Genomic DNA, 14,057 nt, shown 5'->3' with positions numbered 1-14,057 from the left:
TCTCCCTTTGTGGTGGGCGTACGCGTCTTTTTAGTTATCCGTGAAGGTGCTGCTCACCTGCTTCCACGCGAAATCCAGATGATCACGGATCGCCGCCTCTGATTTGTCGGGATCACGTCGCAGAATTGAATCGAAGATGGCTTTGTGCGCCAGATAGTTGGTTTCATTTCTCGACGGCATACGCGGCATTTTCAGCCAATGCTTGGAAAGCCACTGCGTGTAAGCGCTGTGGATATATGGCAGCGCCGGGTTCCTTGGGATCTCGTAGAGAATTCCATGAAACGTCACGTCCGTGTCGTAGAACTGAGTCGAGTTTTGGATGGCCGCCTTGTTGTTTGCAAGCGCTTCTTCAAGACGGTGAATATCCTGCGACGAGGCGAAGCGCGCTGCATCGCGGGCGAGTGAAACTTCCATCCTTATCCGAAGCTCAAAAAGGCTCCACACCCCACCAGGTTGGTTGACCAGCACACCCATGATGCTTTCAACGGCATGAAGGGCCGCGTCGTATCCAGGTTCGGCGACGACGGGCCGGAATCCGCGGCGCGCTGTGATCAAACCTTTGCTGGCCAGCATACGTACGGCCTCGCGAACAACGGTGCGGCTTACGCCATGCTCGTGCACAATCTCTCGCTCGGGCGGAAGCGGCGTGCCGGCAGGGAGTTCACCATTGAGGATTTTAGCTTCGAAAAGCGCAACGAGTTGGTCAGCAGCCCGCTCCTTTGAGGTGCTCTCAGTTACAATCATAAGGCTGCCTCAACCTGACCCACTCACAAGTCCTAACCCGTCAGTACGTATTTTTGTATAACCAAAATTGGTAAGCGGCACACCACAGTCGATGTTTCTAGCGCTCTATGGACGCGTACAGTCATTTTTGTCATACCAAATTGGATGGGGAAGTTGAGCGATAGAACTCAGTGACAAAGATTGACAAGGTTGAGGTACGCGTCTTTGACGTACCGCTCGCTGAGGTGCTCACCGATGCCAAGCATGGTGATCACACGCATTTCGAGCTCATCATAACTACAGTGTTTACGAGCGACGGCGCGCGGGGGACCGGCTACACTTACACGGGCGGAAAGGGTGGTCGTGCCATTGCGGCGATGCTTGAGCATGATCTGGCACCGTTTGTGCTGGGCCGTAATCCTGAGGATGTGGAAGCCCTGTACGACGCGATGCAGTGGCATGTTCACTATGTCGCGCGAGGAGGAATAGCATCTTTTGCGATCTCAGCGATCGACATTGCCCTTTGGGATATCCGATGCAAAGCCGTGGCGAAACCGCTTTGGAAGATGGCGGGGGGAGCGAGCGATCGCTGCAAGGCGTATTGCGGTGGCATCGACCTAAACTTCTCGCTTGATAGGCTTGTCCGACAGACGGAGGGTTATCTTCAAGCCGGATTTAACGGGGTCAAGATCAAAGTAGGGCAGCCTGAGTTGAAGGCTGACCTGGATCGTGCTGCAGCAATCCGAGAGGTGCTCGGCCCCGAACGGGCGTTCATGGTCGATGCGAACTACTCCATGTCTGTGCCGCAAGCGATTGAGGCGGCAAGGGGTTTCGCAGACTATGATATTCTCTGGTTCGAGGAGCCTACGATCCCCGACGACTATGCTGGGTATGGCGAAATAGCCAAAGCGACCGGCGTTCCCCTTGCTATGGGCGAGAATCTGCACACGATCCACGAGTTTGAATACGCCTTTAGAGATTCCAAATTGAGCTTCATCCAGCCCGATGCCTCAAATTGCGGCGGCATAACCGGTTGGCTTCAGGTTGCGTCCTTGGCAAGGAAGCACGGTATTCCGGTGTGCAGCCACGGAATGCAGGAGCTTCATGTGAGCCTCATGTCCTCGCAACCGCACGCAGGCTGGCTCGAGGTCCATAGCTTTCCCATCGATCAGTACACAATCCGGCCCTTGCAGGTCGAAGACTGCCTTGCGGTTGCCCCGAACGATCCGGGTATCGGAGTAACGTTTGACTGGGAGAAACTTGAGCGCGCTCACGCAACGATGGCGCCTTAGTGAAACGCTACAAAAGTGATGCACTCTCTGGCACCGGCGACAGGAGAGGGCGTCCCTCTTTCCACGCAATCAAATTATCAATCGCAAGGTCGGCCATTGCCCTTCGTGTCTCGATTGACGCGCTGCCGATATGCGGCAAAAGCACTGTGTTGGGCAGCGACCTCAAAGCTGATGGGATATGCGGCTCGTCGACATAAACATCAAGGCCTGCACCCCCCAGCGTACCCTCTTGCAACGCACCAATCAGCGCCATTTCGTCAACGGTTGACCCGCGACCGACGTTAATAAGAAAACCGTCGGGGCCGATTGCGTCCATAACCTCACGGCTTATCAGGTTTCGGGTTGCATCGCCGCCTGGCGCAATACAAACCAGCGTTTCGCAGTCGCGCGCCATGGCAATCAAATCGCTGTAGTAGGGGAAGGGGATATCCTGCTTGCTGCGACCGAAATAGACGATGTCGGTTGTCCACGGAGCGAGCTTGCGGACTACAGCCTTTCCAATTCGGCCCAGACCGAGAATCCCGACGCGGCGGTTTTCAGGTGTTCGTGGAAGAGGGAGGTTGCCCTCGCTGCCCCAGCGGCCAGACCTTGCCAGTGCCATCTCGGCTTCGAGGTTGCGCCAGCAGGCGAGGTAGAGCATCAGTGCGGTTGTGGCGACCTCCTCATTAAGCACGTCGGGTGTGTGGCAAACCGGAATCCCGCGCTCTGTAGTGATCACCGTGTCTACGCCGTCATACCCTACGCCAACGTTGCTTATGATCTCCGCATTGGGCAGTTGCTTTAGGACTTCAGACGGTACGCCGGTCGGGCCATCGGTCAAAATGAAGCGGATAGTGTCGCCATGCAGTGGCAACCACTCGGTTGCGTCGATCGTTTGGAAATAAGTCGGAGCGAAGACGTCTTCGATCCGAACTCGCATGTGATCTGTCAGCTTATTGAAGACGAGAAGGTCAGACACTAGTGACTGTCTCTGGGTACGCTTTTCCGCGACACATCGCGATAGTTTGGTGCGTCTCGCAGGGTCATGCCCTTATCGAGTCCGCCGGTAAGCTCTCGAAAGTACTGCTGCCACGGAGTTTGGCTGTCAGGGAACCTGTATCCACCCTCGGAAGCAAGTACCTGTGCCCTGGCCGCGAGTTCCTCGGCGGCGACAAGCATGTTCACCGTCCCTTGTCCAAGGTCGATGCGAACCGTGTCACCATTTTTCAGCAGAGCGAGCCCACCACCATCGGCGGCTTCTGGAGTTGCGTTAAGGATTGAGGGGGAACCAGATGTCCCGGACTGCCTGCCATCACCGATGCATGGGAGCGCCTTGATCCCGCGTTTCAAAAGGTAGGAAGGCGCACGCATGTTCACCACCTCAGCGCCACCGGGGTAACCTTTTGGGCCAGCACCCCTCATAAACAGGATGCAGTGTTCATCGATGTTTTCTTCAGGATCATCGATACGCTCGTGGAAGTCTTCTGGCCCATCAAAGACGACCGCCCGTCCTTCGAACGCATTAGGATCGTCCGGATTGGAGAGGTAACGCGTCCTGAACTCGTCCGAAATGACGCTCGTCTTCATGACGGCGCTGTCGAATAGATTGCCCTTGAGGTTCAGAAATCCTGCGTCGCGAACCATCGCGTTTTCCAGCGGCCGGATAACATCCAAATTTGAAGCGCCCTTTCCCTGGCAGTTCTCTCCAATGGACTTGCCATTCACGGTGAGTGCATCGCGGTTGGGAAGCAACCCGCCTTCCAAGAGTTCGGCAACAACGGCTGGTACACCGCCTGCCCGGTGGTAATCCTCGCCAAGGTAGGCCCCTGCGGGTTGCAGGTTGACCAAGAGTGGAACCTTGTGGCCGAGCGCCTGCCAGTCGTCATTGTCAAGGTCGACGCCAAGATGCGACGCGATCGCGTTGAGGTGGATGGGCGCGTTTGAGGAGCCTCCGATCGCGGAGTTGATGACGATAGCGTTCTCAAAGGCAGCGCGGGTCATGATGTCCGATGGCCGCACGTCTTCCCACACCATCTCAACAATTCGCTTGCCAGTTTCGTAGCTGATCTGCCCTCGTTCACGATAGGGTGCCGGGATGGCCGCACTTCCCGGTAACTGCATACCCAAGGCCTCGGCCAGCGAGTTCATCGTTGTAGCGGTTCCCATCGTGTTGCAGTAGCCGACCGATGGTGCAGATGATGCCGCGATCTCCATGAACTCATCACTGTCGATCTCGCCGCTCGCCATAAGCTCACGAGCTTTCCAGATAACCGTGCCCGACCCAGCACGCTCGCCTTCCCACCAACCATTAAGCATGGGTCCGACCGAAAGCGCGATTGCGGGAATGTTCACTGTTGCCGCTGCCATCAGCAATGCGGGCGTCGTCTTATCGCATCCAATGGTGAGCACCACCCCGTCAATCGGGTATCCGAACAACGATTCCGTCAACGATAGATAAGCGAGGTTGCGATCAAGATTGGCGGTCGGGCGTTTCCCGGTTTCTTGGATCGGGTGTACGGGCACCTCGATGCAGACCCCGCCTGCTGAGATGATCCCGTCGCGGACGCGTTTCGCCAACTCAATATGGTGTCTGTTGCAAGGACTTAAATCTGAGCCAGTCTGCGCGATGGCAATAATCGGCTTACCGCCTTGCAGCTCCTCTCGGGTCAGACCGTAGTTAAGGTAGCGCTCCAGGTAGAGTGCCGTCATCTCGGAACTGTGGGGGTTGTTGAACCACTGCCGCGAGCGCAAATCTTGTTGTGTAATTTTTGGCATTTCCGAGCTTCGATCTTCTCCCGGTTTCTTGGCGTGTCGTCGTACCACACGAGCGACGATCGGCAACCGAAACGTTTCTGAGCGGTCAGATGCACCCGGCGCTTTTGTGGATCAACCGCCTGAGATTTCGACAGAAATACCTTACGAGATATCCTGTGGCCGTATGAAAGTTTGAATTGCGCATCCTAAATGCTTCGACTAGTTTGGTCATACCAAAAGAAAATGCCGCAAAAGGCATTCCACAAGGACGAAGGGAGGATCCAATGTCCACACTCAAGAGCCTGGCGCTCTCCGCGTCGGCCGCTGCTTTGTGCATCGTTGCAACGTCGGCTGCCGCCCAAACCACGACGCTTCGCATTCAAACCCACTTCAGCCAGGAGACCCTTTCTGGACAGATGGCAGCGGAGTTCATCGAAGATGTCTCGGCGATGTCAAACGGCGAGATCCAGATCGAGATGTTTTACGCGTCGTCCGTGGTCGCATCCGCCGAAACGTTTGATGCTGCCGCCACTGGAATTCTCGATTGTGATATGACCGGTGGTGCCTACCAAACTGGCAAGAACCCTGCCTTCCAGTTCACAGGCGACCTCACTGGCGGTTACGCCAACCCCTATCAACAGTATGCATGGCTGCTGCATGGCGGCGGTGAAGAGGCGCTGAACAACCTCTACAATCAGTATGGAATGGAGTTCGTTGGATGGTGGATTCCCGGTCCGGAGTCGCTTTCGTCCACCCGACCAATCTCTGGTGTTGCTGATCTGGAAGGCTGGAAGTTCCGCTCTCCACCGGGCGTTATTACCATGATCTTCGAGAATTTGGGTGCGTCGCCAATCGTGATGGACTTCAACGAGATTTTCACAGCACTCGAAACCGGCATTATTGATGGTGCAGACGCTGCAAATCTGACCAACAATATTGGGCTTGGCCTCTACGACATCGCCGAGCACACCAATTACCCCGGGTTCCACTCGATGCCGGCTGACCATTTGGCCTGCAATAAGGACGTCTGGGATGCCATGCCTTCCCATCACCAGGCAATTTTGCGCGTCGGCATGCAAGCACTTGGTTTGAAGAACACAACGATTAACGAAGTGCGCAATGCTGAGAACTCGGTTGCTTTGGCCGAGCAGGGTCTCAACATGTACCAGTGGTCGGAGGAAGATATGGCCGCGTACCGGCAGGCTGTTCAAGACGCTTGGGTTGAGTTTGCAACGACCCCCGAAAGCCAGGAATTGCTTGAAGCGCACTTGAGCTTCCTGCGTGAAATCGGCGCGATGGACTAGGCTTAACTGCGGTGCGTGTTTCGGGGACGGCAAGCTTGCCGTCCCCGCACAACGTTTCGTGGGGTCCTGTTTTGATGACCGGGCTCGTTCGCGAAACTCCCTGATATCACCAAGGTGCGTATATGGCCTCTGAGAAACCAGGCGGGCTCGTTGAGTGGCTCTGGCCTTCCGCCTTCTTGCTCTGTGCGGGTTGGTTGGTCTGGCACATACCGGCCTTTATCCTTGATTGGTTCAGACCGGAGAGCGAGAGCCTGTTCCTGCAGATCTCGGAGCTGCACTTGCGTAAAGATGTCAGCCCGAACTTGCCCGGCTTGTTCGGCGGCTTTGCCGACATCGTTGATTGGGCCGCGCTGATCTTGTTGCCGATCTTCGCATTCTTAGGAGCGCGGACTGTCGTCGTTGCGCCGATGGAGTTTGAGCGCTGGCAGCCATGGGACCGTTTTGCGCTTTTTATTGGTCGTGCGACGATGATCATGATCGTCGCGATGACCGGCGTCATGCTGTACGAAGTGTTCTTGCGCTACGTCATCGAGGCTCCCACCAAGTGGGCGAATGAGCTCACTTTATGGATCGCCGGCTTCATCTTCTTGTGCTCCGGCCTGTATGCGATGCAGCAGCGCTGCCATATCCGTATCACACTGCTTTATGACGCCGTGCCGCAGCCGTTGCGCAAGGTATTTGACGTCGTGTCCACCGCCATGATTGCGCTGTTTGCCGTCGGCGTTGTCTTTGGAAGTTATCAGCAGGTATTCATCAACAAGCTCTATCGGTGGGAAATGTTTGGTACTGCCTTTGACCCGCCGATCCCGGCCACTATCCAGCCGATGATCCTCATCATGGTTGTGCTCATCGCATTGCAGTCCATCGCAAATTTAATCGCCGACTGGCATTTGGAACCGGAGACGCACGGGCCCGAAGATATTGACGAGGACGAAATCGACGCGATCAAGCGCAGCGTGGGGGTCGACTGATGGACATCGGCACAATCTCGCTGATCATCGTGTTCGTCATGATTTTCTTTTTGGCGATCGGCATGCCGCTTGGATTTGCGTCTGCTGTGCTTGCGCTTCTGGTGATGGTTTTAAAGTTTGAGCCAACGCTCATTACTCAGCCATGGACCTTTGGCGAAGGTCTGCTGACGGGCAGGCCAGGGACCGGGCCGCTCTACCTGTTGACGCAAAAGATATTCGATTTGATGACGCAATACGTCCTCATATCGGTGCCTTTGTTCATCTTTATGGCAGCCCTGCTTGAGCGATCAGGGATCGCCAAAGAGATGTATAACTCCCTCAACTTCTGGCTTTCGCGCACACGCGGCGGCATCGCTATCGTGACGTCGATCATGGCTGTGATCATGGCTGCGATGTCGGGAATCATCGGCGGTGAGGTTGTGCTTCTGGGCCTGATAGCGCTGCCTCAGATGTTGCGGCTTGGCTATAACCAAAACCTCGCCATAGGGACCATTTGCGCCTCGGGATCTTTGGGTACCATGATCCCACCGTCCATCGTCCTAATTATCTATGGCTTGATTACAGAAACCTCGATCAAGGCGCTGTTCACCGGTGCTTTTGTCCCTGGCTTCATGCTGGCCAGTATGATCATCATTTACATCATTACACGCACTCAGTTGAGACCGGAAGATGCGCCGCTACCCGAACCCCAGCCGGGTGAGCCAACGGGCTCTCAAAAGCTGGGAATGTTTGGCGGCTTTCTATCGTTGATCCTTGCCGGTGGCTCGGTGGTCCTCTTGCTGCGCGCCCTGTTCTTCACGGTTACCGGGCAAAACGTGCTTGAAGAAGGTGAAGACCCCATCTGGCTTGGTATGCCCGAGGATCTGCTACCCCTGGGGATCGCCCTTGTTGTTGGCCTGTTTCTGGCCTTTGCGGTTTTTGGTCGCCAGCGCACGATGCTGGGTTGGAAACACGGCAAGGGCCTGGTCCCGCCGCTTGTAGTTATCGGCGTGGTGATGGGCTCGATCTATGGCGGCATCACCGGCATTACAGAAGCCGCTGGGATGGGTGCATTCGCTGTCTTTATGATCGCTGTTTTGCGAGGCGAGGCCAGCGTTGCTCTTGTCTGGGATTCCATGATGCGAACCCTGAAATCCACCGGCACGATCATCTGGGTAACGATCGGTGCAGCTGCCCTCGCTGGTGCCTACACGCTCGCCGGTGGGCCGAACTACATCGCGAACCTTATCGTCGGCTCTGAGATGCCGACTATGCTCGTCCTGCTGACGATGATGGTCATTCTGCTGTTTATGGGCGCTTTTATGGATTGGGTTGGGATCGTGCTCCTGATTATCCCGGTATTTTTGCCGATCGTGCGGGAACTGCCCATTGAAGAAATCGGTCTGATCGGTGAACTGGACCCACGGCATGTTGCGATCTGGTTCGGCGTTCTGTTTTGCATGAACATGCAGGTGAGCTTCCTATCGCCGCCCTTCGGCCCCGCCGCATTTTACTTGAAGTCCGTTGCCCCGCCTCACATTTCGCTTACGGATATTTTCCGCGGGTTTTTGCCGTTCATCTGCGTGCAATTGCTTGCACTTTCAGTCCTGTTGATCTGGCCGAATATCGTGACACTGCTTCTCTGAGGGAGAATCGCTATGTTGTCTGCTGAACAAATCGCCCAGTTCGAGCGGGATGGGTTCCTCGTGGTCGACGACGTCCTCGATGGGGAGGTACTTTCCGCGATCGAAGCAGAATACCAATCGGTCATGGACGGGCTTTACGATCAGTGGCAAGCCGACGGGACCGTGCGGACTGGATGTGATGATGCGGGCTTCTTCGAAAAGCTGGGTCGTGCCGTCGATGCGGGCGTCGAATGGTATCAACCACTCGATATCTCGCTACCACATGATGGGATTACAGACACAACGCCAATGCATATCGGCCCGGCCGTGTTCCGCTTGGCGACACACCCTCGTCTTCTCGATGTTGCGGAGAGTATTCTGGGGCCTGAGCTGACCTCGAACCCTATTCAACATGTGCGGATCAAACCACCCGAACGCCGAGTACCTCAAGAGGAAGCGCGCGCGCATATTGTTTCCACGGATTGGCACCAGGATCGAGGTGTTACCCTGGAAAGTGCTGATCAAACGGAGATGCTTACGGTTTGGGTCGTGATCACGGACGCAACGATCGAGAACGGGTGTTTGCAAGTGAAACCCGGTCAGCGCTCGGACATGTTACCCCATTGCACGATGAACCAAGTTGGTATCACGCAGCGCTTTCTGCCCAAGGAAGCTGCAGTGCCGACACCTGTTCGGGCAGGGGGCGCGGTCATTCTGCATCCGCTCACACCCCATGCTAGCTTGCCGAATGTTTCGGACGGTTACCGTTGGTCGTTTGACCTGCGCTACAATGTGACCGGTCAATCCACTGGTCGCGAGCAGTTTCCTAGTTTTGTCGCCCGTTCGCGCAGTCGTCCGGAAAAAGAATTGAAGGATTGGCGTGCATGGAAGGCCATGTGGGAACACACCCGCCATGTCCTCGCGCGCGCACAGCATATTCCGCAACACCGATGGCCATCCGACGGCCCCTACTGCGCCTAGTATGGGACTGTTGCGTCTTGAGCCCAGCGATAGCGTTGCGATCGCACCTCACCGGCTGGAGCCCGGCACAACCTTCGACAATTTGCCGATACGCGATCCAGTGCCCGCAGGACACAAGGTTGCCCTTGAAGCAATTGAGAAGGGAGATCCGGTCAGAAAGTTCGCGCAGCGCATAGGAGTGGCTTCAAGGCCTATCGCGCCTGGTGAGCATGTTCACACCCACAACCTGGCGTTTACTGGGGTAGAAGGTGATTATGTATTTGGGACCAACTTGAGGGACGCACGACGTGCGGACGTCACTGATAGCTTTCTGGGATTTAAGCGTAGCAATGGCCGGGTGGGAACGCGTAACTATATTGGCATTGTAACGTCGGTGAATTGCTCCGCTACGGCGGCCAGGATGATTGCTGACCACTTCACCCCTGAGCGACTGCGAGGGTTTCCAAACGTCGATGGTGTCGCAGCGTTTGTGCACGGCACAGGCTGTGGGATGGGTGGCGACGGCACCGGGTTTGAAGCCTTACAACGGGTAATGTGGGGATATGCCCGCCACCCTAACCTGGGCGCAGTGCTCATGGTCGGGCTTGGTTGTGAGATGAACCAGATCGATTGGCTGCTTGATGCGCACGGTCTTCAGGTTGGCCCGACGTTCCAAATGATGAACATACAAAGTGAGTCCGGCCTCAGGCGCACCGTGGAACGCGGGATTGCCAAGGTTGAGGCGATGCTTCCCATTGCGAATGGTGTGAAGCGCAGTGTTTGCCCCGCAAGTTCGCTAAAGGTGGCGCTCCAGTGTGGGGGGTCTGATGCATGGTCAGGCATCACCGCAAACCCTGCGTTGGGATACGCTTGTGATTTGCTCGTGGGCCAGGGCGGGACCGGTGTTCTGGCTGAAACCCCAGAAATTTACGGGGCTGAGCACTTGCTAACCGAACGTGCGGTCACAAGAAAAGTGGGGCAAAAACTCGTAGATCTGATCAACTGGTGGGAAGACTACGCGGAACGTAACCGTGGCTCGATGGATAACAATCCTTCGCCTGGAAACAAGGCTGGCGGGCTGACCACCATCTTAGAGAAATCGCTCGGCGCAAGTGCCAAAGCGGGTACCACGAGCCTGACCGCAGTTTATCGCTACGCTGAAGAGGTCATGGCGCCCGGCTTTACCTTCATGGATAGTCCCGGCTACGACCCAGCGAGCGTAACCGGCCAAATCGCGGGCGGTTGCCAAATCGTTTGTTTTACCACGGGACGGGGCTCGGCGTTCGGTTCGAAACCAAGCCCGACCATCAAGATCGCAACAAACTCGGAAATGGCGAGGAAAATGTCGGAAGACATGGACATTGACGCTGGCCAAATACTGAGCGCTGGCAAGAGTGTCGAGGAAATGGGCCGTGAGATCTACACGCACATCCTCAAGACGGCATCAGGCAAGCCAACCAAATCCGAGGCGCAAGGGTTGGGAGACTATGAGTTTGTTCCATGGCAGATCGGCGCAGTGATGTGAGGATATAATCGTGAGCAAACCGACCCTGGGTTTCATCGGTCTTGGTCTCATGGGAGGCGCAATGGTCTCGCGGCTCCAGGATTTGGACTATTCTCTAAACGTGTTGGGCAACCGAGATCGAACAGAACTCGACAAAGCGGTCGCGCGTGGTGCCCTGGAGGCATCAAGCGCTCGCGAGATAGCATTAAGCAGTGACATCGTGATGCTGTGTATGGGCACTTCCGCACACGTGGAGGGCCGCATGCGTGGAGATGACGGAGTAATCTCCGGGCTTCGTGCCGACCAAGTTGTTATCGATTTCGGAACGTCTTTACCTGAGTCCACTCGCAGCCTCGCGAAGGAAGTTGCCGCAGTGGGCGCAACGTATCTGGACGCACCGATCGGCCGCACCCCGACCCATGCGCTGGAGGGTAAACTTAATCTAATGTGTTCCGGGGATGAGGCTGCCTTTGCCCGCGTTCGCCCGGTGCTGAACGACTTGGCAGAAAATGTGTTTCACCTTGGTGAGGTTGGCAGCGGCCATACGATCAAGCTGCTCAACAACTTCTTCGGTCAGGTTGTCGCCAATGCTTTGGGCGAAGTCTTCGCGCTTGCAGACGTTACCGGCGTAGGCCGCCAAAAAATTTATGACGTTATGTCAGCGGGGCCGCTCGGCTCTCCGTTCATGGACTTTTTTGCTAGCTATGCGCTCGACGCTGACCCCTCCAAGCTTGCATTTTCCATCGAAAACGCCACCAAGGACGTGGGCTATTACGCCAAGATGGCGCACGACGCAGGCGCGCCCACAGTTATGGCTGAAGCACCCCTTAAAATGATGCGCGCAGCGATTGATCATGGCATGGGCGACCAACTGGTGCCTGAGCTGCTCGATTTCTATCTCAAGCACTACGCTCGTGGTTGAAGCGGAAACGTCTGCCCAGGGGGCGGACGGGGTCGGCCGTGCCATTCTACTCGTACTGCTTGCGAACCTTCTGTTCGCTTTCGTCGACACCTCCACAAAATGGTTGATCGGTGCCGGGCTTGCCGTTCTGCCGCTGGCCTTTATGCGCTATGCAGTACACTTCGGTTTGACGATTGCAGATCGCACCATACGCGCTCGCCCTGCATACAGACTGCGAAGAGGCGTGACATGGTTGGTGCTGTTTCGGTCAATCTGTATTGTGTCGGCGACGCTCGCGAATTTCGTTGCGCTCGGACACTTGTCACTCAGCGTTACCGCTTCGATCCTCTACCTTTCACCAGTCTTCATTTGCTTGTTTGCCCGCCCGATGCTTGGTGAAATCGTAACCGCCAAGCACTGGTCCGCCATTTTGCTAGGGCTAATTGGAGCCCTTGTCATTTTATGGCCGGTGGGCGAACCGATTAATTGGTACGCCGTGTTGATGCTCTATCCAGCGATCGCCTTGGCGCTGTATCAGGTTTTGACGCGCCAGCTGGCTCATGAGGTGCGGCCTTCGACCCTGCAGTTCTACACCGGCGCGGTAGGAACAGTTGTGTTGCTCCCCTTTGCACTTGTGAGTTGGACCACACCTGTCTCTCCTTTGGATTGGACCTTGTTTCTGGCAATTGGCGCCTTCGCATGGGCTGGCCATGAAGCACTGATCAGAGCGCACAGCTATACTGAGGCCAGCACTTTGGCACCGTTTGGGTACATCTTTATCAATTATCTGACGGGCGCTGAGATCCTCGTCTTTGGCGAATTGCCGGAACTCAGGGTATTCGCCGGAGCAGCCCTTATTTTTGCCGGCGGCATGCTCGCGTGGCGCGTGGACAGGCGGCTCGCGAGCTAAACAACGAGAATACTGTCGTTGGAACGGTGGGCCGGCCGTCTATTGCCAACCGCAGGTTAATCCAAGCCCGATCTCGGCACAGCGTGAATCGAGGTCGGGCCTTCTGCCTGTGAGCCTTGCTCCCGTTAGAACTCCATGACGATGCGACCATCAATGTTGCCCAGCTCCATCTGCTCGAAAACTGCGTTGATGTTCTCCAGCCTGTCAGTCGAAAAGTGTGAGGCGACCGTGCCTTCTGCAGCAAAGGCAAGGCTTTCGGAAAGGTCAGCGCGCGTGCCCACGATCGACCCGCGGATCGTCTTGCGGTTGAGCACGACATCGAAAATGGGAAGAGGGAAATCCCCTGGTGGCAGACCCACCAGGCTCATTGTTCCGCCCGGAGCGAGCATGCCAACTGCCTGAGCGAAGGCGCTGTTGGACACCGCTGTAACCAGAACGCCGTCGGCTCCGCCGAGCTTCGTGACCTCGTCAATCGGATCTTGGGTTTCGGCATTGATGCCAACCTCCGCGCCAAGCTCTTTGGCCAGGTCCAGTTTGTCGTCAGCAACATCCACGGCGATGACATGCAAGCCCATGGCGCGTGCGTACTGAACTGCGAGATGGCCCAGGCCGCCGATGCCTGAGACTACAACGCTCTGGCCGGGGCGGAGATCGCACTCCTTCAATCCCTTGTACACCGTCACACCCGCGCAAAGGATCGGGGCAGCAGGCTCAAAATCCAGATTGTCGGGGAGATGACCAACATACTCAGGATCAGCCTCCACATAGTCTGCAAAACCGCCATTGACTGTGTAGCCGGTGTATTGCGGCTCTGTACGGCAAAGTGTTTCCCAGCCGGTGATGCAAGGTTTGCAATGACCGCAAGCATGATGCAGCCACGGAACGCCCACCCGGTCCCCCTCCTTGACCGCCGTGACGCCTTTGCCGATTTCTGCAACGACCCCAACGCCCTCATGGCCTGGGATAAACGGCGGTGAGGGTTTGACGGGCCAATCGCCCCGCGCGGCATGAAGATCGGTATGACACACCCCGCTTGCCTCGATCTTGACGATGACCTTGCCATCCGAGACCGTCGGTCGTTCAACCTCTTTGATCTCGAGGGGTTTGGCGAAGTCAGTAACGACGGCTGCGCGCATCGTAGCCATTGAAGTTCTC

The 14,057-nt window shown here is 56.3% G+C and carries 12 protein-coding genes and 1 pseudogene; 8 read left to right on the top strand and 5 right to left on the bottom strand.

From position 1 onward, the window contains the following. Window positions 1–30: 30 nt before the first annotated feature. Both AAF739_04740 and AAF739_04735 read right to left on the bottom strand, forming a co-directional pair. Window positions 31–474, bottom strand: coding sequence for an FCD domain-containing protein (locus AAF739_04740; protein ID MEM6381960.1), 444 nt, complete (start codon window positions 472–474; stop codon window positions 31–33). A 120-nt stretch (window positions 475–594) separates the two neighbouring features. After that, window positions 595–744, bottom strand: a pseudogene (locus AAF739_04735) (GntR family transcriptional regulator). A 170-nt stretch (window positions 745–914) separates the two neighbouring features. On the opposite strand from AAF739_04735, the gene AAF739_04730 reads away from it, so the two are divergent. Further along, window positions 915–2,015 carry a mandelate racemase/muconate lactonizing enzyme family protein gene (locus AAF739_04730; protein ID MEM6381959.1) on the top strand — a complete coding sequence of 367 codons (1,101 nt, stop codon included), beginning with the start codon at window positions 915–917 and terminating at the stop codon, window positions 2,013–2,015. A 7-nt stretch (window positions 2,016–2,022) separates the two neighbouring features. On the opposite strand, the gene AAF739_04725 is transcribed toward AAF739_04730, so the two are convergent. Together AAF739_04725 and AAF739_04720 are read right to left on the bottom strand one after the other, a co-directional pair. Next, a complete protein-coding gene (locus AAF739_04725) occupies window positions 2,023–2,973 on the bottom strand; it encodes a 2-hydroxyacid dehydrogenase (GenBank protein ID MEM6381958.1) in 951 nt (316 codons plus the stop codon). Then, entirely contained in the window at window positions 2,973–4,769 is a 1,797-nt protein-coding gene (locus AAF739_04720) for an IlvD/Edd family dehydratase (GenBank protein ID MEM6381957.1), read from the bottom strand. The genes AAF739_04725 and AAF739_04720 overlap by 1 nt, the downstream gene beginning before the upstream one ends. A 263-nt stretch (window positions 4,770–5,032) precedes the next feature. Here AAF739_04720 and AAF739_04715 point away from each other — a divergent pair, with 263 nt between their 5' ends. The 7 genes from AAF739_04715 to AAF739_04685 all read left to right on the top strand — a co-directional run bounded on the left by AAF739_04715 (window position 5,033) and on the right by AAF739_04685 (window position 12,902). Continuing rightward, window positions 5,033–6,052, top strand: coding sequence for a TRAP transporter substrate-binding protein (locus AAF739_04715; GenBank protein ID MEM6381956.1), 1,020 nt, complete (start codon window positions 5,033–5,035; stop codon window positions 6,050–6,052). Window positions 6,053–6,363: 311 nt separating this feature from the next. Beyond that, on the top strand, window positions 6,364–7,023 hold the full coding sequence (locus AAF739_04710) for a TRAP transporter small permease (GenBank protein MEM6381955.1): 660 nt from the start codon (window positions 6,364–6,366) through the stop codon (window positions 7,021–7,023). After that, window positions 7,023–8,648 carry a TRAP transporter large permease subunit gene (locus AAF739_04705; GenBank protein MEM6381954.1) on the top strand — a complete coding sequence of 542 codons (1,626 nt, stop codon included), beginning with the start codon at window positions 7,023–7,025 and terminating at the stop codon, window positions 8,646–8,648. The genes AAF739_04710 and AAF739_04705 overlap by 1 nt, the downstream gene beginning before the upstream one ends. 12 nt (window positions 8,649–8,660) lie before the next feature. Next, a complete protein-coding gene (locus AAF739_04700) occupies window positions 8,661–9,608 on the top strand; it encodes a phytanoyl-CoA dioxygenase family protein (protein MEM6381953.1) in 948 nt (315 codons plus the stop codon). 1 nt (window position 9,609) lies between these two features. Further along, on the top strand, window positions 9,610–11,112 hold the full coding sequence (locus tag AAF739_04695; protein MEM6381952.1) for an altronate dehydratase family protein: 1,503 nt from the start codon (window positions 9,610–9,612) through the stop codon (window positions 11,110–11,112). A gap of 10 nt (window positions 11,113–11,122) precedes the next feature. After that, window positions 11,123–12,013, top strand: a complete 891-nt coding sequence (locus AAF739_04690) for an NAD(P)-dependent oxidoreductase (protein MEM6381951.1) — start codon at window positions 11,123–11,125, stop codon at window positions 12,011–12,013. After that, complete coding sequence (locus tag AAF739_04685; GenBank protein MEM6381950.1) at window positions 12,006–12,902, top strand: DMT family transporter; 897 nt, start codon at window positions 12,006–12,008, stop codon at window positions 12,900–12,902. Before AAF739_04690 ends, AAF739_04685 begins: the two co-directional genes overlap by 8 nt. Before the next feature lie 125 nt (window positions 12,903–13,027). On the opposite strand, the gene adhP is transcribed toward AAF739_04685, so the two are convergent. Next, window positions 13,028–14,047: an alcohol dehydrogenase AdhP gene (gene adhP / locus AAF739_04680; protein MEM6381949.1), complete on the bottom strand. Its 1,020-nt coding sequence runs from the start codon at window positions 14,045–14,047 to the stop codon at window positions 13,028–13,030. Window positions 14,048–14,057 lie beyond the last annotated feature (10 nt).

The sequence above is a fragment of the Pseudomonadota bacterium genome (assembly GCA_039024915.1).
GTDB lineage: Bacteria > Pseudomonadota > Alphaproteobacteria > Rhizobiales > MH13 > MH13.
This window is presented reverse-complemented; position numbering and strand designations above follow the sequence as displayed.

What these genes read in the sequence shown, in the direction of transcription:
- AAF739_04715 (MEM6381956.1), top strand. Translation starts at nt 5,033, where the DNA reads ATGTCCACACTCAAGAGCCTGGCGCTCTCCGCGTCGGCCGCTGCTTTG.
- AAF739_04720 (MEM6381957.1), bottom strand. Translation starts at nt 4,769, where the DNA reads ATGCCAAAAATTACACAACAAGATTTGCGCTCGCGGCAGTGGTTCAAC.
- AAF739_04705 (MEM6381954.1), top strand. Translation starts at nt 7,023, where the DNA reads ATGGACATCGGCACAATCTCGCTGATCATCGTGTTCGTCATGATTTTC.
- AAF739_04700 (MEM6381953.1), top strand. Translation starts at nt 8,661, where the DNA reads ATGTTGTCTGCTGAACAAATCGCCCAGTTCGAGCGGGATGGGTTCCTC.
- adhP (MEM6381949.1), bottom strand. Translation starts at nt 14,047, where the DNA reads ATGGCTACGATGCGCGCAGCCGTCGTTACTGACTTCGCCAAACCCCTC.
- AAF739_04740 (MEM6381960.1), bottom strand. Translation starts at nt 474, where the DNA reads ATGGGTGTGCTGGTCAACCAACCTGGTGGGGTGTGGAGCCTTTTTGAG.
- AAF739_04695 (MEM6381952.1), top strand. Translation starts at nt 9,610, where the DNA reads ATGGGACTGTTGCGTCTTGAGCCCAGCGATAGCGTTGCGATCGCACCT.